The sequence below is a fragment of the Agromyces terreus genome, assembly GCF_009749465.1.
Taxonomy (GTDB): Bacteria; Actinomycetota; Actinomycetes; order Actinomycetales; family Microbacteriaceae; genus Agromyces; species Agromyces terreus.
In genome coordinates this window covers 82,871-109,256 of sequence record NZ_WBIS01000002.1, presented here as the reverse complement: position 1 = coordinate 109,256, position 26,386 = coordinate 82,871, and the positions used below count along the sequence as shown (strand labels likewise).

16 protein-coding genes are annotated in these 26,386 nt (G+C 71.2%); 5 read left to right on the top strand and 11 right to left on the bottom strand.

Going from position 1 to position 26,386, the window contains the following annotated elements:
* Nucleotides 1–7: 7 nt before the first annotated feature.
* From GQQ92_RS05630 to cls, 4 genes are all read right to left on the bottom strand, one after another.
* Nucleotides 8–1,951: a YhgE/Pip domain-containing protein gene (locus tag GQQ92_RS05630; RefSeq protein WP_156998268.1), complete on the bottom strand. Its 1,944-nt coding sequence runs from the start codon at nucleotides 1,949–1,951 to the stop codon at nucleotides 8–10.
* Nucleotides 1,948–2,616, bottom strand: coding sequence for a hypothetical protein (locus tag GQQ92_RS05625; protein ID WP_197738108.1), 669 nt, complete (start codon nucleotides 2,614–2,616; stop codon nucleotides 1,948–1,950). Before GQQ92_RS05625 ends, GQQ92_RS05630 begins: the two co-directional genes overlap by 4 nt.
* Entirely contained in the window at nucleotides 2,613–3,257 is a 645-nt protein-coding gene (locus GQQ92_RS05620) for a TetR family transcriptional regulator (RefSeq protein ID WP_156998267.1), read from the bottom strand. Before GQQ92_RS05620 ends, GQQ92_RS05625 begins: the two co-directional genes overlap by 4 nt.
* Before the next feature lie 174 nt (nucleotides 3,258–3,431).
* Entirely contained in the window at nucleotides 3,432–4,907 is a 1,476-nt protein-coding gene (cls, locus tag GQQ92_RS05615; RefSeq protein WP_156998266.1) for a cardiolipin synthase, read from the bottom strand.
* A 255-nt stretch (nucleotides 4,908–5,162) separates the two neighbouring features.
* On the opposite strand from cls, the gene GQQ92_RS05610 reads away from it, so the two are divergent.
* On the top strand, nucleotides 5,163–5,507 hold the full coding sequence (locus tag GQQ92_RS05610) for a hypothetical protein (protein ID WP_156998265.1): 345 nt from the start codon (nucleotides 5,163–5,165) through the stop codon (nucleotides 5,505–5,507).
* A gap of 96 nt (nucleotides 5,508–5,603) precedes the next feature.
* Here the strand turns inward: GQQ92_RS05610 and argG are convergent, their stop codons facing one another.
* Nucleotides 5,604–7,031 carry an argininosuccinate synthase gene (gene argG, locus GQQ92_RS05605; RefSeq protein ID WP_156998264.1) on the bottom strand — a complete coding sequence of 476 codons (1,428 nt, stop codon included), beginning with the start codon at nucleotides 7,029–7,031 and terminating at the stop codon, nucleotides 5,604–5,606.
* Between the two features lie 213 nt (nucleotides 7,032–7,244).
* Here argG and GQQ92_RS05600 point away from each other — a divergent pair, with 213 nt between their 5' ends.
* The 3 genes from GQQ92_RS05600 to GQQ92_RS05590 all read left to right on the top strand — a co-directional run bounded on the left by GQQ92_RS05600 (nucleotide 7,245) and on the right by GQQ92_RS05590 (nucleotide 20,342).
* Nucleotides 7,245–7,787 carry a DUF3151 family protein gene (locus tag GQQ92_RS05600; RefSeq protein ID WP_156998263.1) on the top strand — a complete coding sequence of 181 codons (543 nt, stop codon included), beginning with the start codon at nucleotides 7,245–7,247 and terminating at the stop codon, nucleotides 7,785–7,787.
* A gap of 1 nt (nucleotide 7,788) precedes the next feature.
* Nucleotides 7,789–9,075: an adenylosuccinate synthase gene (locus GQQ92_RS05595; RefSeq protein WP_156998262.1), complete on the top strand. Its 1,287-nt coding sequence runs from the start codon at nucleotides 7,789–7,791 to the stop codon at nucleotides 9,073–9,075.
* A 173-nt stretch (nucleotides 9,076–9,248) separates the two neighbouring features.
* Nucleotides 9,249–20,342 carry a DUF5979 domain-containing protein gene (locus GQQ92_RS05590; RefSeq protein WP_156998261.1) on the top strand — a complete coding sequence of 3,698 codons (11,094 nt, stop codon included), beginning with the start codon at nucleotides 9,249–9,251 and terminating at the stop codon, nucleotides 20,340–20,342.
* 62 nt (nucleotides 20,343–20,404) lie between these two features.
* Here the strand turns inward: GQQ92_RS05590 and GQQ92_RS05585 are convergent, their stop codons facing one another.
* Entirely contained in the window at nucleotides 20,405–20,623 is a 219-nt protein-coding gene (locus GQQ92_RS05585; protein WP_156998260.1) for an antitoxin, read from the bottom strand.
* Nucleotides 20,624–20,730: 107 nt separating this feature from the next.
* Here GQQ92_RS05585 and GQQ92_RS05580 point away from each other — a divergent pair, with 107 nt between their 5' ends.
* The gene (locus tag GQQ92_RS05580; protein ID WP_156998259.1) at nucleotides 20,731–21,384 is read left to right on the top strand and encodes a GNAT family N-acetyltransferase; all 654 of its coding nucleotides are present in this window, start codon (nucleotides 20,731–20,733) and stop codon (nucleotides 21,382–21,384) included.
* Nucleotides 21,385–21,433: 49 nt separating this feature from the next.
* On the opposite strand, the gene GQQ92_RS05575 is transcribed toward GQQ92_RS05580, so the two are convergent.
* The 5 genes from GQQ92_RS05575 to GQQ92_RS05555 all read right to left on the bottom strand — a co-directional run bounded on the left by GQQ92_RS05575 (nucleotide 21,434) and on the right by GQQ92_RS05555 (nucleotide 26,272).
* Nucleotides 21,434–22,177, bottom strand: a complete 744-nt coding sequence (locus GQQ92_RS05575) for a sulfite exporter TauE/SafE family protein (RefSeq protein ID WP_156998258.1) — start codon at nucleotides 22,175–22,177, stop codon at nucleotides 21,434–21,436.
* Between the two features lie 111 nt (nucleotides 22,178–22,288).
* Nucleotides 22,289–23,770, bottom strand: a complete 1,482-nt coding sequence (locus GQQ92_RS05570; protein WP_156998257.1) for a sodium/solute symporter — start codon at nucleotides 23,768–23,770, stop codon at nucleotides 22,289–22,291.
* Nucleotides 23,767–24,111: a hypothetical protein gene (locus GQQ92_RS05565; RefSeq protein WP_232057523.1), complete on the bottom strand. Its 345-nt coding sequence runs from the start codon at nucleotides 24,109–24,111 to the stop codon at nucleotides 23,767–23,769. The genes GQQ92_RS05570 and GQQ92_RS05565 overlap by 4 nt, the downstream gene beginning before the upstream one ends.
* 179 nt (nucleotides 24,112–24,290) lie before the next feature.
* Entirely contained in the window at nucleotides 24,291–25,037 is a 747-nt protein-coding gene (locus GQQ92_RS05560; RefSeq protein WP_156998256.1) for a LytR/AlgR family response regulator transcription factor, read from the bottom strand.
* Entirely contained in the window at nucleotides 25,034–26,272 is a 1,239-nt protein-coding gene (locus tag GQQ92_RS05555) for a sensor histidine kinase (protein ID WP_156998255.1), read from the bottom strand. Before GQQ92_RS05555 ends, GQQ92_RS05560 begins: the two co-directional genes overlap by 4 nt.
* Nucleotides 26,273–26,386 lie beyond the last annotated feature (114 nt).

Sequence of the window (26,386 nt, the reverse complement as noted above, 5' to 3'; positions counted from 1 at the left end):
CGGCGCCTCAGCCGATGAGGCTCGGCTGCAGGTCGCGCAGGGTGCGGAAGTGCGTCATCCGGGTCACGCCGATCGCGGCGATCGCGAGCGCGCCGACGAGCCACACGAGCAATACGATCGAGTCGGATGCCGCCCTTCCGAGATCTCCGCCGTACATGACCTGCCGCATCATGTCGACGACGTAGCCCATCGGCAGCACGTGGTGCAGTGCGGCGAGCGGCGCGGGCAGCGTCTGCCACGGGAACGTGCCGCCGGCGGTCACGAGCTGCAGCACCATGAGCACGAGGCCGAGGAACTGCCCGACCGATCCGAGCCAGACGTTCAGCGCGAGGATGATCGCGGCGTACGTGGTCGACGCGAGCACCATCACGCCGAGGGTGCCGAGCGGATGCGTCATCGGGAACCCGAGGGTCACGGCGAGCACGGTGAACAGGCCCCCCATCTGCACCGCGCCGAGGATGCCGGGGGTGAGCCATCCCGCGAGGGTCACCCGGATGGGCGAGTGCAGGGCGGTGATCGCGCGCCGCGAGATGGGCTTGACGATGAGGAACAGGGCGTAGATGCCGATCCATCCGGCGAGGGCGGCGAAGAACGGGGCGAGGCCGGCGCCGTAGTTGCCGGCCTCGGTGAGCGCGTCGGTCTCGAGCGAGACCGGGTCGGCGATGGTCTTCGCCTGCGCGTCGCGGAGGGCTTGGTCGGAATCGGGGATCGACGAGGCGCCGTCGGCGAGCCCGGAGTGCAACGTCTGCGCGCCCGTCCCGAGTTCGTCGAGGCCCTCGCCGAGCGTGCCGATGCCGTCGCGGAGCGTCGCGGCGCCGGATGCCGCGGTCGAGGCGCCGTCGGCGGCGGCCGTCGCCCCCGCGGCGAGGGTGGAAGACCCGCTCGCGACGTCGGCGCTGCCCGCGGCGAGGTCGGCGGACCCGCTCGCGACCTGCGCGCTGCCTTCGGCGAGCTGATCGATCTGCCCGACCACCTCCTGCACGCGCGCGTTGCCCGCGGCGATGTCGTCGCCGATCGGGTCGAGGCGGGCGAGCACGTCGTCGATCGTGGCCTGATCGACCCCCGCCGCGGTGAGGCGGTCGGCGATCTCGGCGCGCGCTTCGGGCACGGATGCCGCGGCGTCGCCGACGGCCGATCCGACGCGGTCGGCGGATGCCGCGAGCTGCGCGTTGCCGTCGGCGACCTGCTGCGCGCCCGCGGCGAGCGTGGCGCTGCCGTCGGCCACCTGCTGCGCGCCGGAGGCGAGGGCGGCGCTGCCGTCGGCGACCTGGCGGGTGCCGCTCGCGAGCGCCGCGGTGCCGTCGGCGAGTTGCGTCGCCCCGGAGCCGAGCTGGGTGGTGCCGTCGATGGCGGTGAGGGTGCCGTCGGCGAGCTGCTGCGCGCCGTCGGCGGCCTCGACGATCTTGCCGCGGATCGTCGAGATCGAGTCGAGCAGCAGCGAGGCCGCCTCGCGGCCGACCTGTTCGGCCACGGTCGTGCGGATCGTCTTGACGGCCTGCTCGCCGATGGTGCCGGCGAGGTAGCTGTTCGCGTCGCTCGTCTCGAGGATGATCTCGGCCTGGTGCGGGGCATCCGTCTGGATCGAGGCGAGGGCCTCGCTGAAGTCGGCGGGCAGGGTGATGACGAAGTCGTACGACGAGTCCGCGAGCCCGTCGGCGGCCTCGTCGGCCGAGACGCGGTGCCAGTCGAAGGCGCCGTCCTCGATGAGCTCGTCGGCCACCTCGTCGCCCACGTTGCGGGCGTCCGCGTCGGCGGTGGCCGGGCTGCCCTCGTCGTCGACCACGAGGGCGACCGGAACCTCGGGGAGTTTCGCGTACGGGTCTTGATTCGCCCAGAGGTAGAGGCCGCCGTAGAGCACGGGCACGGCCACGAGCGCGATGAGCGCGATGACCGACATGCGGGTCGAGAACAGGCGCCGGAACTCGGCGGCGATCATCTGCGGAACCTTCATGCGAGGCCTCCTTCGGCGATCGCCTCGTGCTCGGTGATCTCGTCGGTTTCGTCGCCCTGCATGCGGGCGAGCATGGTGTCGGCGGCGATCGCGGCGGCGGAGGCGTCGCCGGCGATCACGAGCACCGCGAAGCCGCGGTCGGCGAGCGTGCGGGCGAGCTCCCACCACGCGATGGGGTCGCCGCCGTGGCGGTCGGGGGAGACGAGCACGAGGCCCTCGACGCCGTCGCGCAGGATCGCGAGCTCGGTGAGCAGACGCAGCCGGTCGCGGGGCGCGACGTTCGCGATCGGCACCCGAGCGGATGCCGCGAGCCCGAGGTCGTGCAGCCAGTTCGACACCGAGACGGGGTGCGACGGGATGCCGGCGAACATGAGCTCCTCGGCGGCGACGCCCGCGACGGTGACGTCGGGAGCCGGGTCGCTGACGCCGGGCGCGTCGACGAGCGCGACGCGGCGGCGGATCGCCGAGGCATCCGCTCGCCCGTCGACGGTCACGGTGCCCGTGTCGGGCCGCATGCGGCCGGCGGCCATGAGCCCGAGCACGGTGGGGCGCTGCTCGGTCTCGGCGCGCGTGAGCGTGGCACGGCCGGATTCGAAGCCGATCGTCGTTGCGGGCAGCGCCAGCCCGCGGCGGCCCTTCGAGACGTTGTGCAGGTCGATCCTCATGCGGCCGCCTCGAATGCAAGCTCGGGGGCCGCGGCGATGAGCGCGCCCGCCGCCCGCCAGTCGAGGCCCGCGGTCGAGAGCACCGAGAGCATGACGAGCCGGTGGCCCTCGGCGTCGGTCAGGCGGGCGACGGATGCCTCGAGCAGCACCGCGATCGCCGAGCGCTCGATGAGGCGGGCGAGGGTGTCGGCGGCCAGGTCGGCGCGCAGGGTGCCGTCGTCGATGCCGCGCTCGACGAGGGCGCCGAGCCGTTCGCGCACGGGGGCGAGGGCGCGGGCGGCCTGCTCGACGTGGGGTTCGCGCACCGCCATGGCGGCCATCAGGCGCACGTGCTCGAGGGCGTGCCACAGCCGCGCGCCGAGCAGGGCGACCGCGGTGGGCGTGTGCGGGTGGTCGACGGTGGCGGCGATGTGGTTGAGCCGGGCCGCGCCGGAGTCGATGAGTGCCGCGATGAGCTCGTCGCGCCCGGCGAAGTGGCCGTAGACGGCGCGGCGGGTGAGACCAGCGGCGGCGGCGATGGCCTCGAGCCCGGCGTCGGGGTGCTCGTTCAGGGTGGCCGATGCTGCGGCGAGCAGGGCTTCGCGGTTCGCGGCGGCGTCCCGTCGAGGGGCGCGGCGAACCTCCTCGGTGATGGTCGGCATGCTCCCATCGTACGAACTTGCACACCAATGTGCAAGTTATCCCGCCGGTCGAGGAGGGCGCTCAGCGCCCGTCTCGCCGGTCGAGGAGGGCGCTCAGCGCCCGTCTCGAGACCAAGCGCCCCAGTCCAACCCCCCGCGCCGCGCCCCCGCCGCCCGCCTCCCCCCGCGAACGCCCTACTGCAGCGCCGACGTGAGGCGCGCCACCCCGTCGAGGAACGTGGCCGACAGCGGCTCCTTCTCCCATTCCTCGAGCGTGAGCTCACGGCCGATGCGCCGGTACTCCTCCTCGACCTCGCGCATGTCCGCGACGAACGAGGCGCCGCGCACGAGCAGCGAGATCTCGAAGTTCAGGTTGAACGAGCGGATGTCCATGTTGCTCGACCCGATGACGGCGACGTCGTCGTCGATCGAGAGGTGCTTGGCGTGCAGGATGTACGGCGCCGGATACAGCCAGATGCGCACCCCGGCGCGCAGCAGCGTGCCGTAGTACGAGCGCTGGGCGTGCCAGACCGAGCCCTGATCGCCGAGTTCCGAGACGAAGAGCTGCACGTCGAGCCCGCGCAGCTTGGCCGACGTGATCGCGTAGATCATGGCCTCGTCGGGCACGAAGTACGGGCTCGTGATGATCACGCGCTCCTGCGCCGACGCCACGAGCGAGAGGAACAGCCGCAGGTTGTTCTCGGTCGCGTAGGCCGGGCCGCTCGGCACGACCTGGCAGACGAGCCCCGCGGATGCCTCGGCCGAAGCCGCCTCGACGGCTCGCCCGACCGTCTTCTCGTCGTCGATCCACTCGTCGACCTCGGCGTACCAGTCGGAGCGGAAGACGGCGTCGACCGAGCGCACGACCGGTCCGGTGGTGCGCACGACGAGCTCCTGCCACATGAGCCCGCGCTTCTGGTTCTTCGGCGAGTCGTAGTCGCGCGAGATCAGGTTCTGCGATCCGGTGTACGCCACCCGGCCGTCGACGACGACGAGCTTGCGGTGGTTGCGCAGGTCCGGGCGTTCGTAGCGGCCCTTCAGCGGCTTCAGCGGCAGCAGGAAGTGCCACTGCACGCCGATGCGGTCGAGCTCGGCGAAGGTGGCCTCGTGCACGCTCACGCGCTTCGACGCGACGTGGTCGAGCAGCACCCGCACGGTGACACCGCGCTGCACGGCGCGCTCCATGGCGGCGAAGAAACCCTTCGTGACGTCGTCGAACGCGATGATGTAGAACTCGACGTGCACGTAGCGCTCGGCGGTGTCGATGTCGGCGGCCATCGCGTCGATCGAGCCCTCGTAGTCGCCGAACAGCCGTGCCGAGTCGCCCGGCACGGCGGGCAGTGCGCCGAGACGGGCGTTCTGCTCGACGACGGTGCGGAACCAGGTCGGCCAGGTCGCGGCATCCGTCGCCGGTTGCAGTTCGTCGACGTCCTCCTCGAGGATCCGGTCGATCTCGACCTGGCGTTCGCGGCGCCGCTTCGACAGCTTCACGTTGCCGATGAGGAGGAACAGCACGATGCCGACGAAGGGGATGAGGAAGATCGCGAGCAGCCACGCCATGGCGGCGGTCGGCTTGCGGTCGCGCGGCACGATGATGAGGGCCGCGATGCGGATCGCGAGATCGACGAGCACGACGATTCCGCCGATGAGGTTCGCGAGTTCCGCGCTCATCGGGTCGGCTCCGCGGCGGTCTGCGGTGCGTGGTTCATCGGCACTCCTCGATTCGGCGCCGGGCGGGCCGGCAGCGGGCGATCCCTGAGTATCCCACCGATCGGGGACCCGATCCGCTCGACCCGCGTCCGTTCGCGGTCGCGCAGACGCCCCCGAATTGGGGGCCCGTGCGACCGGGACGGATGGCACTCCGCAGCAGAGGCACGCCCGCGGGGCGCGCTTGAATGATCGCAATCCGAGATGAAAGGAGCCACCATGCCCGCAATGAAGCGGCGGCTCACCGCTACCCTCGCCGTCATCCCGTTCGTCGCGCTCAGCGTGCTCGGCGCGTCGGCCGCGGCCAACGCGACGCAGCCCGGCGCCGACGGAAGCCACAAGGTCGCCTTCTGCCACGCGACGCACAGCGAGAAGAACCCGTACGTCTACATCGAGACCGACAACATCGCCGTCGTGCGCGCCCACTTCAAGCACCAGGACGAAGAGGACGTCTGGCCCGCCTTCAGCTACACCTGGCACGGCGAGACCGTCTCGTACGCCGGCTCGGGCGACGACAGCGAGGCGTTCATCGAGCGCGGCTGCCAGAGCGGCGGACGCGGCTGACCCATCGCGTCGACATGCAGAAGGGCGGATGCCGCGGCATCCGCCCTTCTGCATGTTCCGGGCCCGCGCCCACGGCGTTCGGGCCCGCGCAGGCGATCAGTCGGTGCCGAGGTCGAACGCGGAGGCCTCGTTCGCGGCGTCGGTCGCGGCCTCGAGGTCGGTCTCGGTCGGGCCCGCGAGGATCTCGGCCGCGTCGCCCACCGAGAGGTCTCCGACGAGCGCCGCCGTCGCCCCGCCCACCAGGTTGAGGTGCGCGTACTGCTCGAGGCGGGCACGCGAGTCGGCGATGTCGAGGTTGCGCATCGTGAGCTGGCCGATGCGGTCTTCGGGGCCGAAGGCCTGATCGCCCACGCGCTCCATCGAGAGCTTCTCGGCCTGGTAGCTGAGCGCCGGGCCGGTCGTGTTCATGATCGTGTAGTCGTCGCCGCGGCGCAGGCGCACGGTGACCTCGCCCGTGACGGCGGAGGCGACCCAGCGCACGATCGACTCGCGCAGCATGAGCGACTGCGGGTCGAGCCAGCGGCCCTCGTACATGAGGCGGCCGAGGCGGCGGCCCTCGTTGTGGTAGTTCGCGATCGTGTCCTCGTTGTGGATCGCGTTCACGAGGCGCTCGTAGGCGAGGTGCAGCAGCGCCATGCCCGGCGCCTCGTAGATGCCGCGCGACTTCGCCTCGATGATGCGGTTCTCGATCTGGTCGCTCATGCCGAGGCCGTGGCGACCGCCGATGGCGTTCGCCTCCAGCACGAGTTCGACCGCGTCGTCGAACCGGACGCCGTTGAGGGCGACCGGGCGGCCCTGCTCGAACGTGACCGTGACGTCTTCGGCGGGGATCTCGACCGACTCGTCCCAGAACTTCACGCCCATGATCGGCTCGACCGTGGTGATGCCCTCGCTGAGCTCCTCGAGCACCTTCGCCTCGTGCGTGGCGCCCCAGATGTTCGCGTCGGTCGAGTACGCCTTCTCGGCGCTCGCCCGATAGGGGAGGTCGCGGGCCTGCAGCCACTCGCTCATCTCCTGGCGGCCGCCGAGCTCGGTGACGAAGTCGGCGTCGAGCCACGGCTTGTAGATGCGCAGGCGCGGGTTGGCCATGAGGCCGTAGCGGTAGAACCGCTCGATGTCGTTGCCCTTGTAGGTCGAGCCGTCGCCCCAGATGTCGACGCCGTCTTCGAGCATGGCGCGCACGAGCAGCGTGCCCGTGACGGCGCGGCCGAGCGGGGTGGTGTTGAAGTACGCCTTGCCGCCCGAGCGGATGTGGAACGCGCCGCACTGGAGGGCGACGAGGCCCTCTTCGACGAGCGCGGCGCGGCAGTCGACCAGGCGCGAGATCTCGGCGCCGTACTCGATGGCGCGGCCGGGAACGGCCTCGACGTCGGGCTCGTCGGGCTGGCCGAGGTCGGCGGTGTAGGTGCAGGGCACTGCGCCCTTCTCGCGCATCCATGCGACCGCCACCGAGGTGTCGAGGCCGCCGGAGAAGGCGATGCCGACGCGTTCGCCGACGGGGAGGCTGGAGAGGACTTTCGACATGCCCTCCAGCCTACTTGGGGCGGATGCCGCGTGACGGCGCCCTCACCGTCCGCCGGTCGAGGAGCGAAGCGTCTCGAGACCTGCGCCCCCCTCGGGGTCTCGAGACGGCGCCGGCGCGCCTCCTCGACCGGCGGGGGCGCGTTCCGCCGGTCGAGGAGCGAAGCGTCTCGAGACCCGCCGGGGCGGCGAACGGCCGCCGCGATAAGGTTGAGTGTGACTCCAGACGAATCAGCATCTGAGCGCGAGGGCGGCCTCATCGACGAACCCGAGGTTCGCGAGGCGCTCGCCGCAGCCGATCGGGGCGGCGTCGCAGCGGTCGTCACGGCGCATCCGTCGTCGCCGCTGGCGTGGGCCGAGCTCGCCGACCGCGCCGACTCCGAGGGCAACGCCATCGAGGCCTACGCCTTCGCGAGCGTCGCCGTCGATCTCGCACAGGAGCAGCTCGCGGCATCCGGATGGCAGCCCGGCGCAGCCGTGCCCTGGTCCGACGAGCCGAACCGCGCCTACCTGCGCGCCCTCGATGCCAAGCGCCGAGCGGCCGCGGGGCTCGGGCTCGACGCCCAGGTCTCCCGGCTGGCCGACGAGCTCTCGAGCGCCGACGCCGAGGCCCCGGCCCGCATCGCGTCGGAGTACACGCCCACCCAGGTCATCACCATCGTGACCGCCGACCAGCTCCTCGCGCAGGTCGACGCCACGGCAACCACCGGCGACCAGGTCGCCGAACCCGCCGCCCTCGACGCGGCAGGAGAGGACTGACATGCCCGCAGCCGTCCTGATCGGTGCACAGTGGGGCGACGAGGGAAAGGGCAAGGCGACCGACCTGCTCGGTCCGCGCCTCGATTACGTCGTCAAGTTCAACGGCGGCAACAACGCCGGGCACACGGTCGTCGTCGGCAGCGAGAAGTACGCGCTGCACCTGCTTCCCTCCGGCATCCTCACCCCCGGGGTCACGCCGGTCATCGGCAACGGCGTGGTCGTCGACGTCGAGGTGCTCTTCGAGGAGCTCGAGGCGCTCTCGAGCCGCGGGGTGGATGTCTCGCGCCTGCGCATCTCGGCGAACGCGCACCTCATCACGCAGTACCACCGCACGCTCGACAAGGTCACCGAGCGGTTCCTCGGCAAGCGCCAGATCGGCACGACCGGCCGCGGCATCGGCCCCGCGTACGCCGACAAGATCAACCGCGTCGGCCTGCGCATGCAAGACCTGTTCGACGAGAACATCCTCCGCCAGAAGATCGAGGGCGCGCTCGACCAGAAGAACCACCTGCTCGTCAAGGTCTACAACCGTCGCGCTATCGCCGTCGACGAGATCGTCGACGAGATGCTCGGCTACGTCGACCGCCTGCGTCCGATGGTCACCGACACCGCCCTGCTGCTGCACCAGGCGCTCGAGCGCGACGAGACCGTGCTCTTCGAGGGCGGCCAGGCCACCATGCTCGACGTCGACCACGGCACCTACCCCTTTGTCACCTCGTCGAACGCGACGAGCGGCGGCGCCGTCACCGGCTCGGGCATCGCGCCGAACCGCATCGACCGGGTCATCGCGGTCATCAAGGCCTACACAACGCGCGTCGGCGCCGGCCCGTTCCCGACCGAGCTCTTCGACGAGTGGGGCGAGTTCCTCAGCGAGAAGGGCCACGAGTTCGGCACCACGACCGGGCGCCGCCGCCGCACGGGGTGGTACGACGCGCCCATCGCCCGCTACACGGCGCGCATCAACGGCGTCACCGACTTCGTGCTCACCAAGCTCGACGTGCTCACCGGCATCGAGCGCATCCCGGTCTGCGTCGCCTACGACGTCGACGGGCAGCGCTTCGACGAGGTGCCCGTCTCGCAGTCCGACTTCCACCACGCGACCCCGATCTACGAGGAGTTCCCGGGCTGGACCGAAGACATCACGGGGGCCCGCGAGTTCTCCGACCTGCCCGCGAACGCGCAGGCGTATGTGCGCGAGCTCGAGGCGATGAGCGGCTCCCGCATCTCGGCGATCGGCGTCGGCCCGGGCCGCGACGAGATCGTGCAGTTGCACGACCTGCTCGCCTGACGCCGGCGCCCTTCGCGGGCGTCCGCCGCCCGTCTCACCGGAGCACGGGGCGCGCCCGCGCGTCCTGGAACCCCTTTCCCTGCGAGGAGCCTTCCCGATAGGGTCGGATCCACGAGCCCTCCATCTACCGTGGGCTCGTGGCAGTCGTGCGGCTGCGGGGGCAGGGAGAGAAAATGTCGGTCGGTCGACGAGTACTCGCCGGAATCGGCGCGATCATCCTGACGGCGGCGTTGGCGACGCCGGCGGCGCTGCCCGCCACGGCAGCTCCGGATGATGCGCAGTTCACGACCTTCTCGAAGGTGATCACGCCGCCCGACGAATCGCCGTTCGGGCCCACCGATCAGTTCAGCTACACCATCACGTTGACCTGCAACAGCCCGATCGTCGACATCTGCATCGCGGCCCACGTCTCCGACACGCTGCCGGCCCCGCTCGTGTTCGATCCGACGGTGCCGAACCCCGTCGTCGTCTCCGGCGGCGGAACGCCCGCGCCGACCGTCACGATCGGCGACGGCGATTTCGACGTGAAGTTCAACCAGAGCGGGACCGCGGGCACCGGCCTCGCGACCGGCCAGCAGGTGAGCATCACCGTGTTCGTGCAGGTTCCCGAGGACGCGAGCGCAGACTACGACGGCGACATCACGAACACGGCCACGGCCGCGGCCGACAATGCGCTGCCGAAGGATGCGAATGCGGTGACCGGGCTCGACATCCCCGAGTCGCTCGACTCCACGGTCTCGAAGACGGTCGACGACCACGTCGCCGACGGGCAGACGATCCCGGCGCTGCCGGGCCAGCCCGTCGATTACACGGTCGGCGGCGGCAACGCCTCGAACCGCTCGGTCGACGAGATCGTCGTCCAGGATCCGGCCGACGGCGTCGACAGCCCGTTCGACGGCTACCTCGAGTTCACCGGCATCACCTCGATCACCCCGCCGGCGGGCGCCGATCAGGTGCAGATCGAGTACCTCGACGCCGACGGCAACTGGGTGACGACGTACCCCACGGGCCCGATCCCGACCGACTTCACGAACATCCCCGACGTTCCGCCCGAAGACGTGCACGGGCTCCGCTTCACCTTCTCGTCCTCGACAGGCCAGTTGCCGCCGACCCCCGCCGACGGGCAGGCGGCGATCGGCATCTCGAGCGAGACGAACGACGAGGTGACCGACATCCCGCTCGACGGTTCGGTGACGGTGCCGAACACGGCATCGTCGAACGTCGTGGTCGACGATCGAACGAACCCCCCGAAGACGGCCGACGGTTCCGTCGACATCAGCAACACCGGGCCGACCGTCGACACCGTGAAATCCTTCGCCGACCCGACGCTCCTCGGCGGCGATTCGACGACGGCGACGATCGAATCGTCGAACGGTCCTCGTCCGATCACGTCCATGACGATCGACGAGCCCACCGCCGGGCAGCCGAACCTCGCCGACCAGGGCCTCGTCTTCGGCGGATTCGACGCCGGCGTCGAATGGCCCCCGAACGCCGACGCCGTGTCGGTGACGTACACGTACGCCAACGGCGACACCGAGACGATCGACGGCTCGACGCCGAACCAGATCCCCGCACCCACGGGCGATGAGGCCGAGGTGGTCGGATTCTCGATCACGTTCACCGGTCCGATCCAGCAGAACGCGATCGCCGAGATCCCGTTCGTCGTCACGGCCGACCCGGTCGACGGGCAGCTCGACGTCGTGAGCACGAACGAGACCACCACGACGGTGACCGACTCCACGGGCCTGCAGGGCGAGGATTTCGACACCGCGGATGTGACGAGGCAGCCGGCACGCGTGTCGACGACGGTTACGAAGAACATCGTCCAGAACGAGGTCTGGGACCTCCCGGGCAGCACGACCGACGTGAGCCTGTTCGCCAACGTGAACAACACGGGCGACAACGCGTCGACGGTCGGGGCCGACTCGCTCGTGGTCAGCGACCCCGCGGATCCGCAGCCCGGAGACCCCGTATCTCCCTTCTGGAACGCGTTCGACGCGAAGCAGCTCTCGGCGGGCGTGCCCGCGAACGCGAACCTCACGGTGGAGTACTGGGACGGCACGCAGTGGGTCACCCTGCCCGGAGCCGAGCTCATCGAGGGCGAGACCACCTGGAACTACACGGTGCCCGGCGACCTCCAGGACGACATCGAGGGCATCCGGTTCGTCTACACGCCCAAGCCCGGCCAGACGCTGCCGCCCGGATTCCAGGTGACGCCGACCATCCAGGTCTCCACCCGTGACCAGTTCCGCGACGGCTCCGGCAGCGTGCACGATGCCGCGCAGGCCGCCGACCCCTTGAACATCCCGAACACCGCCTCCTCCGACGTCACGAATCCCGACGACACCTCGCCCGACGACAACCACGCGACCGACGGCGACGAGATCGACGTGAACCCCTGGCCCGAAGACGGGCCCGGCGTCGACCTCGTCGACAAGGCGTGGCTCGACGAGGACGTCTCGGCGTTCACGGACGAGCAGCGCACCGCCCGCATCAGCTGGTCGACGCAGGGCGTGCCCTTCGAGTCCTTCACCATCACCGACGATCCGTCGGCCGGCGACGACTTCTCGAACATCGCGGCATCCGCCTACGATGCGTGGGATCTCGCCGCGATCGAGGCCGTCGACCCGTCGCTCGACCCGCTCATCGTCTACGACCGCATCGCGTCCGTGGAGCTCTACGACGACTCGGCGGATGCCTGGACGGACGTCACCGCGCAGGCCTGCGGGGCCGTCGACACGACCGGCACCGCATGCGACGGCGGGTTCCCGCGCTTCGAGCTCACCGACGACCAGCGCGCCTCGACCCTCGGCGTGCGGCTCACCTACGTCGAGGGCTCGAACCGCGGCGCCGGCACCGGTCCGGCACCCGGATCGGGCGTCGCCTCGTCGATGGGCAACGGCCGTGGCCTCGATCTCACCTTCCAGCTGCGTCAGGAGAAGCGGTCCGACGGCGGGCCGGTCGTGGGCACGCTGCACGACGAGCCCTACAACTCGGGCCTGAACGGCGTGGTGCGCAACACCGTCGCGGTGCACGGCGAGGGTCCGGGCCCGGTCGACGGGCAGGATGCCGACGACATCACGATCCTCGACACCACCGTCAACGTCTCGGTCTCGAAGACCTTCGACCAGGACGCCATGCCGGTGCCGCCCGAGTCGGCGCCGCAGGAGGACTACCCGCTCGTGAGCGCGACCATCACGGCGCGCAACGAGACCGAGTCGAACATCTCCGCGCTCACGGTGTCCGACCCGGCGACGCCCCCTGCCGCGACGACCGACACCTACAACACGTTCAACCTCTACGCCATCGGCACGATCAGCGTGCCGGCCGACGCCACGCAGACGATCGTGACGTTGGACCGCGAGGGGGGCGGATCCGACGACTACTCGATCGCCGAGGCGCAGGCGCTCGACTGGACCCAGCTCACCGACGTGATCGGCGTCACCGTCGACCACCGCGACCCCGATCGCGTCGCGATCCTGACGACCGAGCAGACGAGCGTGGTGCTGACCTATCAACTGCGAGAGTTCCTGCGCGACGCGCCGACGGTGCGCCCCCAGATGGGCGACATCGTGACGAACGTCGCCTCGGCCGACGCATCGCGACCGGGCGGAGCGAGCACCGACGAAGCGCACGGCACCGATGACGACAACCTCCAGTTCGAGCCCGCCGTGTACAACGTGCTCGCGGGCAAGTCGATCTCGCCGGCATCCCGCTACGAGGACCAGTCGCCGAACGGGTACACGGTGACCATCGGCGGCCAGCCGACCGGCAACGTGCGCACGACCGTGCTGACCATCACCGACGACGAGCCCACCTTCTGGAACGCCTTCGAGTTCGCGGACTTCCCCGAGCGCAACATGCCGCCCAACCTCGACCAGATCCGCGTCTCGGCGCTCGTCGGCGTCGACTACGCCGTCGACGGAGGCACCGGCGCGCTCGTGCAGACCTGCGCGGGCGACGCCGATCTCACCGCGTGCTGGGAGGTGGGCGACTGGCAGGATGTCTCGGCCGGCAACACGGTGACCCCGGCGCTCCCGACCGGGGTGCTCCCGGGCGACGTGCGCGGCATCCGGTTCGAGGTCCGGCAGGACGAGAACGAGAGCAACTGGGAGAACCCCCGCAACCCGATCGTCTCCTTCGCGTTCATCGCCGACCGCCTCGACGACCTGCACTACGGACCGAACGGCGAGATCGATTCGTATCCCGTGCCGTCCACGCTCCCCGGGCTCGAGACCGCACCCGGTGAGACGGTGCAGGGCACGACCACCGACACCGTCGACGTCCACGGCAGCGGTGCATGGGAGGCGCCGAACGGCGTGACCTGGGAGGCCGACGCGAGCGCTTCGGACACCACCGACCTGCTGCACCGCCCGAACGCCATCAGCGTCGAGAAGTCCCCGGGCAACGGCCAGGACGGCGCCGCGGCGCAGCAGTTCCCGCCCAACGCCGAGATCCCGTACGTGATGACGGTCACCAACACCGGCCAGTGGGACATGACGGGCCTCGAGCTCTCCGACACCGTCGCGAGCGACGGCGACGGCTCCTACCTCGTGCCGGTTCCGGGCGTCGACCCGGTGTTCGAGTTCGCCCTCACCGACTCGGACGGCAACGCGCTGCCGACCGACGGCTTCAGCGGATCGCTTGACACCGCGAGCGGCGCCGTCACGATCATCGTGCCCGACGACTTCGTCTTCGCCCCGGGCGACGTGCTCGTGATCGCCGCCCACCTGCAGTTCCGCGACGGCGTCGCCCCCGGCACCCCCGTGGCGAACTCGATCACGGCGACGAGCGACCGCGACTTCGAGACCTGCGACTACACGCATCTCAACCAGCCGAGCGCCGACCCGGCCACGGACACCCCCACCTGCACCGCGGACACCACGGTCACGCCCCAGCCCGCGGCGCCGATCGCGATGCGCAAGTCGGTCAAGGGTGTCGAGGCGGGCGTGCCGGGCGCGGCGCCCGGCGACGCGAACTTCGACGACCTCGGCGTGCTCGCGGTGAACGGCGACGCCGACGCGTGCGCGTCGCCGAACGCCGACGACGAGTACTACGTCAACAACTGCGTGCCGATCACGCGGCCCGGGGGCGTCGAGGAATGGAAGATCGAGTTCACCAACCGGGGCAACGTGCCCGCCGATGCTGTCGGCGGCATCGACGTGCTGCCCGCGGTCGGCGACACCGGTGTCGTCGTGGGCTCGCCTCGCGGTTCCCAGTGGCGGCCGATCTACCTCGGCAACCTCAGCGTCGTTGCCGGCCCCGGTGTCTCGGGGTTCTACATGACCACCGTGCCGAACCAGGAGTGCAACGCCGCCGACATCAGGTACAGCACGCTCGGCGAGCCGATCCCCGACACGGATCCCTGCGCCGCCGACGTGAACTCGCGGGACTGGATCCCGTTCGACGACACGACGCCGGCCGCCGAGCTCGCCACGGCCCGCGCGACGAAGCTCGTGCTCGACTTCCCCGCGGGCGCGGAGCTGCAGCCCGGCGCGACGGGTTCCATCACGTTCCAGACGCAGACCCCCGCCACGCTCCCCGGCGCGTACGACACCGATCTGCCGATCGCATGGAACACCGTCGCGGCGGGTTCGCGCGCCACCTACCAGGGCGTCGCCTACTACCAGGGCCCGGTCGAACCCGTGCGCGCGGGCGTCGCGTTCCCGGTCGGCGAGATCGACCTCCAGAAGTCGCAGGTCGCGCCCGAATCCTTCCCGTTCCCGCTGCCCGACTCCTACGACTTCGACGTGCAGTGCACGTCACTCGGCGAAGACGTGGACCTCGTCGACGAATCCGGCGCTGCCGTCTCGCCGGTGGAGGTGCCGGCCGACGGCACGCTCGTCGAGGTGGGGTCCGGCACCACGCTGCCGCTCTACTCCGACTGCTCCGTCGAAGAACTCACCGCACAGGGGTCGACCGTGAGCTACGACCCGACCGGCGTCAACGGCAGATCCGGCCCCGTGGTCGCTCGCGCCGACTTCAGCGACCGCACCGACATCGCGCACCCCTTCCCCGCCGAGCCGGTCGAGGACGCCACGGTCACGGTCACGAACGCCTACGAGATCGGCGGATTCGAGATCACGAAGGAGGTCGTCGAGAGCGGTGCGGTCGATCAGGACGGCAACCCGATCGCCGCCGATCCTGAGTTCACGTTCACGGCGAACTGCGACTGGCTCGGCGCCGATGTCGTGCTCCCAGTCGACCGCGACTTCACGCTGCACGCCGGCGATGACAAGGAATTCGCGCCGCTCCCGGTGGGTGCGAACTGCACCGTGACCGAGACGGATGCCGCGGGCGCGAGCGTCACCACGGTCGAGATCACCGAGGACGGCATCGCGACCGATCTCGGCGAGACCGACAGCGTCGACTTCACGATCCTTCCCGACGACGCCGGCGGCACGCACCTGACCGCGCTCGAGGTGACGAACGAGTACACGGTCGGCTCACTGTCGATCGCGAAGGACGTGACCGGCACGGGGGCCGACACGTGGGCCCCCGACGAGTTCACGGTGCACCTCGTCTGCACCTGGGACCAGGCGACGACGAATCCGGTCTACGAGGACGACCTCGTGATCGCGGCGAACGACACGGTCACCGTCGACAACCTCCCGACCGGCGCCGAGTGCGCCGTGACCGAACCCGATGACGGCGGAGCCACCGGCGACCCGACGATCGAGCCGGCGTCGGTCACGATCGGCATCGAGGGCGCGGACGGCGACCCGGTCGCGATCACCGTGACGAACGACTTCCGCACGGGCGGGTTCGCCGTCGAGAAGACGGTCGCCGGCTCGGGCATCGACTACAGCGCAGACGTCGAGTTCACCTTCGACTACGTCTGCACCTACGAGGGCGCAACCGTCGACGACGGCGAGCTCTCGATCACGGGCGACGGCACGGCCGGCCCGCTCACCTCCGAGAGCGTGACGGGCCTGCCGGTGGGCAGCGACTGCACCATCACGGAGACCGCCGACGGCGGGGCCGACTTCCTGCCTCCGCCGGTCGTGATCACGATCCCCGACCAGACGACGGCAGGGGTGGAGACCATCGGCACCGCGCCCGTCGAGAACCGGTTCACCTCGGCATCGATCGCCGTGGCGAAGGAGGTCGACGGCGAGGCATCCGAGATCCCCGAGATCGCGGACGGCACCTACACGGTGCACGTGGTCTGCTCGCTGACCGACGGCGGCACGCCCCTGTTCGACGGCGACGTCGAGGTCACGGGCGGCACGACGACGACGATCACCGACCCCGCGACCGGCGACCCGCTGCTCCTCCCGGTCGGCACGCATTGCTGGGGCGACGAGATCGGCGACGGCGGGGCGACGGATGCCTCGGTCGACTACGACTCGTTCGACAACGCGGTCGTCGTCGAGGTGAACGACGGCGACGAGCCCGAGACGCTCGAGATCACCGCGACGAACACCTTCGACTACGGCGAGCTCACGGTGGCGAAGGAGCTCTCGGGCAACCCCGACCACGCCGACGGCTTCACGTTCGAGATCTTCGTGACCTGCACGTTCGACCGCGGCGACGGCACCGCGCCGATCGTGATCTACGACCGGGAGCCGGTCGAGATCGTCGGCGGCGACTCCGCGACGCTCGGCGACATCCCGATCGGGTCCGAGTGCTACGCCGAGGAGGACGACCGGCAGGGTGCGAGCGACGTCGACATCAGCGCGACCGTCGACGCGCCGATCGAGGTGACCGACGGCTCGGACATCACGATCACGGTGACCAACGACTACCCCGACGCCGGGTTCCGGGTGGTGAAGGAGGTGGACGACGGCGGCGCGGTCGACCAGGACGGCGATCCGATCGCCTACGACACGGTCTTCACGTTCACCGCGGTCTGCACGTTCCAGGGTGGGACCGTGCTCGACGAGACCTTCTCGCTCTCCGACGGCACCGACCAGATCTACAGCGGGCTGCCGGCCGGCGCCGACTGCACGGTCGAGGAGACCGGCGACGGTGGTGCGGCGGGCACGTCGATCGTGCTCACGCAGAGCGGCACCGACACCTCGTTCGACGACTCGACGGTCGTGCAGTTCACGCTGCAGCCCGACACCGACGCCGGGTCGGTGAACCTCGTGACGGTCACGAACGCCTACACGGTGGGATCGCTCACGATCGCGAAGGACGTCACGGGCACGGGTGAGGATGCCTGGGCGCCCGACGAGTTCACCGTGCACCTCGTCTGCACCCTCGCGGGCGCCGACCCCGACACCGTCTACGACGCCGACCTCGTGGTCCCGGCCGACGGATCGGTCACGGTCGACGGCCTTCCCACCGGCGCCGATTGCGTCGTCACCGAGCCCGACGACCTCGGGGCCACCGGCGACCCGGTCATCGAGCCCGCGAGCGTCGCCGTCGGGGTCGAGGGCGCGGCCGGCGACCCGATCACCGTCACGGTGACGAACGACTACCGCACCGGCGGGTTCGTGATCGAGAAGACGGTCGTGGGTTCGGGCATCGGCTTCAGCGAAGACGTCGTGTTCGCCTTCGGCTACGTCTGCACCTACGAGGGTTCGCCGGTCGCCGAGGGCGACCTGTCGATCACCGGCGACGGCACCGCCGGCCCGCTCACGTCGGCGACGGTCGCCGGCATCCCGGTCGGCAGCGAGTGCGTCGTCACCGAGACCGGCGACGGCGGCGCCGACGGCACGCCCCCGCCCGTGACGATCACCATCCCCGACCAGGCCGCCGCCGGGGTCGAGGAGATCGCGACGGCCGGCTTCGAGAACCGCTTCACCGCGGGCACGGTCTCGGTGACCAAGCAGCTGTCGGGCACCGGGGCCGGCCTGCCGGGCATGGCCGACGCCACGTTCACCGTGCACGTCACGTGCTCGCTGACCGAGGGCGGCACTCCGCTCTACGACGGCGACGTGCTCGTCACCGGCGGGCAGACGGTGCCCGTGCTCGACCCCGCCACCGGGGACCCGCTCCTGCTCCCCGTCGGCACGCACTGCTGGGGCGAGGAGCGCGATGACGCGGGTGCCACCGCGTCCCGCGTCGACCACGACTCGTTCGAGGACGCCGTGATCGTCGTGGCATCCGACTCCGACGACCCCGAACCGCTCGAGCTTACCGCGACGAACGAGTACGACCTCGGCGACATCTCGATCGAGAAGGACGTCACCGGAAACCCCGACCACGCCGCCGGGTACACGTTCGAGATCCTCGTCACGTGCACGTTCGACCGCGGGCCGAACAACCCGCCGCTCGTGATCTACGACCGGGAGCCGGTCGAACTCGAGGCCGACGAGATCGTCACGCTCTACGAGATCCCGATCTCGTCCGAGTGCTACGCGGAGGAGCCCGATGATCAGGGCGCCTGGACGGTCGACATCAGCGCGACCGAACAGAACCCGGTCGTCGTCGGCACCGCGGAGAACATCACGATCACGGTGACCAACGACTACCCCGACGCCGGGTTCCGCGTCACGAAGACCGTCGACGACGGCGGCGCCGTCGACCAGGACGGCACCCCGATCGTCTACGACACGGTGTTCCAGTTCACCGCCGTCTGCACGTTCCAGGGGCAGACGGTGCTCGACGAGACGTTCGGCCTCTCCGACGGCGAGTTCGCGGAGTACGACACGCTCCCGGCCGGCGCCGAGTGCACCGTGACCGAGACCGACACGGGGGGTGCGACGGGCACGGGCATGACGCTCGAGCAGGACGGCACGTCCACCGACCTCGGCGAGACCACGAGCGCGGTCTTCACCCTGGTTCCCGACGACGACGGCGCGTACGTCAACTTCCTCGGCGTCGACAACCCCTTCACCGTCGGATCGCTGCAGCTCGTCAAGCAGGTCAGCGGCACCGGCGCAGACGAATGGGCGGGCGAGTTCGGCGACTACACGGTGCACGTCGTGTGCACGCTCGAGGCCGCCGACCCCGACACGGTGTTCGACGACACGTTCACGCTGACGACGGATGCCCCGGGCAACGTCGTCACGATCGACGACCTGCCCACCGGGGCATCCTGCACCGTCGACGAGACCGACCTCGGCGGCGCGACCGAGTGGACGGCGACGCCGAACCCGATCGTGGTCGGCGACGACCCCGCCGACCCGGTCGAGGTCACGATCGACAACGAGTTCCGCACCGGCGGGCTCAACGTGCTGAAGGAGGTGCGCGGTCCGGGCGTGCCCACGTTCTCCAGCGGCCCGTTCGTCTTCCAGGTGATCTGCACCTACGAGGGGCAGACGGTGCGCTCGGTCGCGCTCGTGGTGCCCGGCTCCGAGGACTCGCGCGGGCCGTTCACGAGCGAGACCGTCACCGGCATCCCGGTCGGATCCGAGTGCACCGTGACCGAGGTCGACAACGGCGGCGCCGACGACACCCCGCCGCCGGTCATGGTCGTCATTCCCGACCAGGAGACCGACGGCGTCGAATCGGTCGTCACGGCCGGCATGCTGAACCGGTTCTCGCTGGGCCTGCTCGGCGTGCAGAAGCAGGTCGACGGCCCCGCGGCCGACGCCCCGTGGGTGCAGGACGCCGTGTTCACCGTGCAGGTGACCTGCCAGCTCGACGTCGAGGGTGCGCCCACGATCGTGCTCACCAACACGATCGAGATCGATGCCGGGGGCCTCAAGGCGCTGCGCTACGCCGACGGCCGCATCGCCCGCCTCCCGATCGGCACGCACTGCTGGGGCGAGGAGACCGACCCCGCCGGTGCGACCTCGGCGGTCGTCGACCACGACTCGTACGAGAACGCCATCGTCGTGGAGGATTCGCGGCTGCCCGAGATCCTGCTCGTCACCGCGACGAACACGTTCGAGTACGGTCAGGTCGAACTCGAGAAGACCATCAGCGGATCGGTCGAATCCGCGGAGGGCCAGACGTTCACCGTCGAGGTGACCTGCACGCTCGACCGCGGCCCGAACAACGAGCCGTACGTCGCGCTCGACCACGAGCCCGTGCAGATCGCCGGCGGTGAGACCGTCGTGCTCGACGAACTGCCGGTCGGGGCCGAGTGCTGGGCCGAGGAGACCGATTCGGGCGGTGCCATCGCGGTGACCGTCAGCGCGACCGAGGACGCCCCGGTCGTGGTGGGCGTCGGCGACCCGGTGAGCATCACGGTCGACAACGAGTTCGAGTTCCCGGCGCCGCCGCCCCCGACCACGCCCATGGCGCCGACCGGCGTCGACGGCGCGGGCATGCTGCGCATCGCCGGGCTCGCCGGCCTGCTGATGCTCGGCGGTGCCGCGCTCGTGCTGGCGCTCCGCCGCCGTCGAGGTAGGGGAGAGACGGCCGCGTAGCCGCGCGCCGCGACGAACGAGCGCCCCGTCCGGGAATCCGGGCGGGGCGCTCGTTCGTGCTCCTACTGGTCGCCGACGGCCTTGTCGATGTTCGCCTTGACGTCGTCGACCGTGCCGTGGTGCTCCTCGGGGGCGATCTTCTTGACCGCCTCTCCGATGCCGTCGAGGACCTTGTCGCTGATGTCTTCGGCCTGCTCGCTCTTCAGGACCTCTTTGATCTTGTCCTTGTTCTGCTCGATGAATTCGCCCGCCTGCTTGGCGAGGTCGTCGAATCCGGCCATCGGGTCCCCCTTCGTCGTCGGCGTCTTCGCCGCTGAGGAGCAGCCTACGCAGGCGCCGGAGCGACCGGTAGGTTCCGTCGGCGGATGCCCCGTGGCAGACTCGTCCGGTGACCGCCGCGCTCCCGCCCGCCGAACCCCTCGTCGGCCGCTTCATCCGCCTGACCCCGTTCGAAGCGGCGGATGTCGCCGACCTCGCCGTCGCGCTGCGCCGCCCAGAGGTGTTCGCCGGCGGGTACGGCGGCGGGCCTGCGGGCATGCCCGCCGACGACGCCGGGTTCGAGCGCTTCGCCCTCGGGTACTACGCGAGCGCGCCCGACGCGATGGCGTGGACGGTGCGCCTGCGGGGCGGACAGCACGACGGCCGAGTGGTGGGGGCGACGAAGTTCGGCGACATCGACCTGCCGAACGAGTCGGCGCACATCGGATGGACCGGGTACGACCCGCGCGTGTGGGGCAGCGGTGTGAACGTCGAAGCGAAGCTGCTCCTGCTCGGAGCCGCGTTCGATCACGGGTTCGGCCGCGTCAAGCTCCAGGCCGACAACTTGAACGCCCGCTCGCGCGCTGCGATCCTTCGGCTCGGTGCGACCTTCGAGGGCCTCGCGCGCCGCGACAAGCGCCGCGCCGACGGCACCTGGCGATCGAGTGCCGTCTACTCGATCCTCGTCGACGAGTGGCCGGCGGTGCGGGACGGTCTCGAGGCCCGGCTCGCCGCGCGCGGCGATGCGCCCGTCGAGCTGCGCGAGGCCGAGCCGATCGGCTGACCCCGATCGGCTGCGCCGACCTGCCGGCCCGACTTGCTGCGCGGTGCGGCTAGCCCCAGAGCTCGAGGGCGCCGTCGACGAGCGCGGCGGCACCGCCCAGGTAGGCGATCGCGATCACGGCGATGCGCGCCGCGTGGTGCGGGATGCGTCGGTGCAGGAGTTCGGCGAGTCCGAGTCCGGCGAGCAGGGCGACCACGATCCAGGGCCACGCACCGGGCTCGAGGCCCGGGACGGCCCAACCGGTCTGCCCGAGCTTCAGCACGAGCGAGGCGGTGCCGATCACCACGAAGTACGGCTGCGCGGTCGCGGCGAACCCGGACTGCGCCCACCGCGTCGCCACGGCGTAGACACTGAGCGCCGGACCGCCGACGCCGGCCGCCGCGTTCATGACCCCCGACGCCCCGCCGGCGATGACGGCGGGCGGCCAGCCGCGGGCGGTGCGCTCGGAGCGCGTCACCAGCAGGGTGACGGTCAGCGCCGCGATCACGAGCACGCCGATCACGACCTGCAGTTGGGCGCCGGGCACGTGTGCGGCGACGAGCGCCCCGGCGACCGTGCCGACGAGCGCCGGCACGACGAGCAGCCCGAACCGACCCCACTCGATGAACCGCCAGACGCGCGGCAGGATGAGGATCGACGAGACCACGGCGCAGAGGTTCACCACGATGACGCCGTCGAACGGGCCGAGCAGGATGACCAGCGCGGGCGAGGCGACGAGGGCGAAGCCCATGCCCGTCACCCGCTGCGCGAACGCGCCAACGAGGACGGAGACGGCGACGGCGGCGAGGAGCACCGGGGAAGTCTAGCCGTGCGAGAACTCCTCGAACGCGAGTGGATGCGACGGGCGAGCGTGCTCGGACGACGCGCGCTCGTCGCATCCGCTCGCGTTCACGAGCCGGGTCGTTCAGGCCGGCGGCGCCGCCCGGCCGGCGGGCTCCGGCGCGTGCAGGCGCGTGAAGAACGCGTCGACGCCGCGCGGGCGTCGACGCCGATCGGCACGTGACGCGAGCACCGTGACGAGCAGGGCGGCGGGCACCGTCCAGGCGGCCGGCTGCTCGAGGAACGGGCGGATGCCGGGGGCCGACGCCGAGATCGCGCCGCCGCCGAGGATCGCGACGCCCGACAGCACCGCCCCCGTGAGCATGCCCGCGACGGCGCCGCGCGCGGTGAGCCCCCGCCACCAGATGCCGAGCAGCAGCATCGGACAGAGCGTCGATGCCGTGAACGCGAACACGAGTCCGACGCTGCCCGCCAGTCCGGTCGAATCCGTGGCGAGCGCGACGATGAGGGGCACGAACGACGAGGCGACCGCGGCGATGCGGAACCCGCGCACGCTGCCGCCCAGGAGGTCCTGGCTGATGACGCCCGCGAGCGAGACGACGAGCCCCGACGAGGTCGAGAGGAACGCCGCGAACGCGCCGGCGATGACGAGCGCGGTGAGGAGGTCGCCCGCCCAGCCGGGCACGAGCCGGTCGGGCAGCACCAGTACGAGGGCGTCGGCGTCCCCGGCGCCCACGAGGTCGGGGGCGAACGCCCGCCCGAGCAGGCCGAGGATCGTCGGGAACAGGTAGAACACGGACAGGAGCACGAGCACGAGCACCGTCGTGCGTCGTGCGGCGCCGCCGTCGGGGTTCGTGTAGAAGCGCACGAGCACGTGCGGCAGTCCAAGCGTGCCGAACAGCAGCGCCACCATGAGCGAGATCGTTCGGAAGAGGTCCTGGTCGCCGGGCCCGGCCGCGGCGGGGAAGGCCTGCGCCGGGGGCAGCGCCGGCTCGACGCCGCCGACGAAGATGAGCAGCACGACGGCCGGCACCGCGATCGCGGTGAGCTTCAGCCAGAACTGGAACGCCTGCACGAACGTGATCGACCGCATGCCGCCCGCGGCGACCACGACGGAGACGATGACGGCGACGGCGAGCGATCCCGCCCACGACGGCAGACCGGTCGTGATGCGCACCGCGAGCGCGGCGCCCTGCAGCTGCGGCACGATGTAGAGCCAGCCGATCACGATGACGAGCGTGCTCGTCACGAGCCGCGCCGCCCGCGACTCGAGGCGCGCCTCGGTGAAGTCCGGGATCGTGTAGGCCCCCGAGCGCCGAAGCGGTGCCGCGACGAAGAGCAGCAGCATGAGGTATCCGGCCGTGTAGCCGATCGGGAACCACAGCCCCGACGAGCCGTTCGCGAGGATGAGCCCCGCGATGCCGAGGAAGCTCGCCGCCGAGAGGTACTCGCCGCCGATCGCCGACGCGTTCCACCACGGCCGCACCGTGCGCGACGCGACGTAGAAGTCGCTCGTCGTGCGCGAGACCCGAAGGCCGTAGAACCCGATCAGGGCGGAGGCCAGCGCGACCGCCGCGATCGCGGCGTAGCTGATGGCCGCGTTCACGGGGCCTCCGTGAGCGCGCGGTATCTGGCCTCGTTGCGCGCCGCGGCACGCGCGTAGAGCACGCCGACCGTGATGGCGAGCGGGTAGACGCCGACCGCGAGCAGCAGCCACGACAGCGGCACGCCCCACACGAAGGTCTCGTCGAGCACCGGGGTCAGCACGATCGCGAGCACGAACACCGTCGTCGCGCCGACGAATCCGAGCGCGTAGGTGACCCCGAGGCGCAGCTGCGAGCGGATGAGGGACCGCACGTACACGCTCGCCGGTTCGCTCGACGCGCCGTCGCGGGCCGGCAGGGGGCGGGCGGATGCCGCGGCCGACCCGGTCCTCGGGGCGGTCACCCGCACCCGGGCGGGCGGCTCCGCCCCTTCCGCCGGTCGAGGAGGGCGCTCCGCGCCCGTCTCGAGACCAGCCTCGTCCCCCGCCGGTCGAGGAGGGCGCTCCGCGCCCGTCTCGAGACCAGCCTCGAGACCCGCTTCACCTTCACCCCGGCCGGCGGACGAGGCATCCGGTCGCTCGGTCATTGCCGAGGCCGCAGGGTCGCGGACTCGAGCCGTTCGCGCAGACCCGGCAGCAGGCGGCGGCTCACCGGCAGTTCGGCGCCCGCGACGGTCACGCTCGGACGATCGGCGCCGAGGCGGATGCGCGACAGGTGCGCGAGCGACACGAGGTACGAGCGGTGCACGCGCACGAAACCGGCATCCGCCCATTGCCGCTCGAGGTCGGCCATCGGCACCCGCACGAGATAGCTCGCCTCCTCGGTGTGCAGCCTCGCGTAGTCGCCCTGGGCCTGCACGTAGCGCACCTCGTCGCGGCGGATCATCCGGGTGGTCGACCCCAGCGTCACCGCGATCATCTCGGGGGCGCTCACCGTCGGCACCGGCCCGGTGCGGGCCGACGGCGCCTTCATCGCCTCGACGATGCGGGTCACCGACCGCTGCAGGCGCTCGGTGCGCACGGGCTTCAGCAGGTAGTCGACGGCGGCCAGGTCGAACGCCTCGAGCGCGCCCTCCTCGTCGGCGGTCACGAACACGAGCGCCGGGCGGTGCTCGAAACGCTGCAGGGCGCGCGCGAGGTCGAAGCCGTTGAGCCCCGGCATGTGGATGTCGAGGAACGCCGCGTCGACGGGCTCGCGGGTCAGCAGGCGGATGGCCTCCGATCCCGACGAGGCCTGGTGCACCGCCCCGATGCGCGGATCCTGGGCGAGCAGGAACGCGAGCTCGTCGATCGCGGGCTGTTCGTCGTCGGCGATGAGCACGGAGATCATCGGCTCGGGCTCCCGTCTCTCGTGATGGCCGGCCCGGCGTTCGGGCCGGCGTTCGGGTTCGGGCCGGGATGCGCCTTCGGCACCCGCATGCGCACGAGCGTGCCCGCGCCCAGGTTCGTCTCGACGACGAGGCCGTGCTCGTCGCCGTAGACCTGGCGCAGCCGCGCATCGACGTTGCGCAGCCCCACGTGCTCGGCCGTGGCGGCGCCCGCGAGCACCTCCTCGAGCACGGCCGGGTCGATGCCCACGCCGTCGTCCTCGACCGTGATCTCGGCGAACGCCCCGGAGTCGGCGGCGGTGATCGTGATGCGGCCCCCGCCCTCCTTCGACTCGAGGCCGTGCCGCACGGCGTTCTCGACGAGCGGCTGGATCGACAGGAACGGCACGACGGTCGACAGCACCTCGGGCGCGACCTGCAGCGTCACGGTCAACCTGGGACCGAACCGGGCCCGCTCGAGCTCGAGGTAGCTGTCGATCGAGCGCAGTTCCTCGGCGACCGTCGTGAAGTCGCCGTGCCGGCGGAACGAGTACCGGGTGAAGTCGGCGAACTCGAGCACCAGGTCGCGCGCCTTCGCGGGATCCGTGTTGATGAACGACGCGATCGCGTTCAGCGCGTTGTAGATGAAATGCGGGCTGATCTGGGCTCGGAGGGCGCGCACCTCGGCCTCGGCGAGCGCGGCCCGCGAGGCGTCGAGCTCGCCGAGCTCGACCTGCGACGCCACCCAGCTCGCGACCTCCCCGGTCGCACGGATCAGTCCCGCCCGGACGGGCGCGGAGAATGCGACGATCGCCCCCACCGGGCGTCCGTCGGCGAGGATCGGCGCGGCGACGGCATCCGTCTCGCGGGCGCCGCGGGACCCGATCGCGAGCCGGCGCTGCACCTGCGGCTTGCCGCTCGCGCAGGCGGTCTCGGCGAGCTCGCCCGCGATGCGGCGCACGGCGTCGTCGCCCTCGATCGTGACGTGGCCGGCGAGGTCCACGATCGCGAGGCTCTCGCAGCCGAGGAGCGCGCGCAGCGAGCGGCCGGCACGGGCGGCGTCGACGCCGTCGAGCCCGCCGCGCACGTGCTTCGCGGCACGGCTCGCGAGATGCAGGGTCTGGTACGTCGCCTGTTCGGCGTCGGTGCCGAGCTCGCGCTGCGACAGCACGAGCCGGCGCAGGAACAGCACGACCCCGAGCGCGAGCGCTCCGGCGACGACGCCTGCGGCGGCGGCGAGCAGCATCGACTCGGGCATGCACGAAATCGTAGCCGTCGTCCGTCGACGCCATTCGACCGTTCGTCGCACGATGGGCGCCGTTCAGCGACGACGAGCGGCGAACCGCGGCATCCGTCGCGCCGGCGCGCCAGC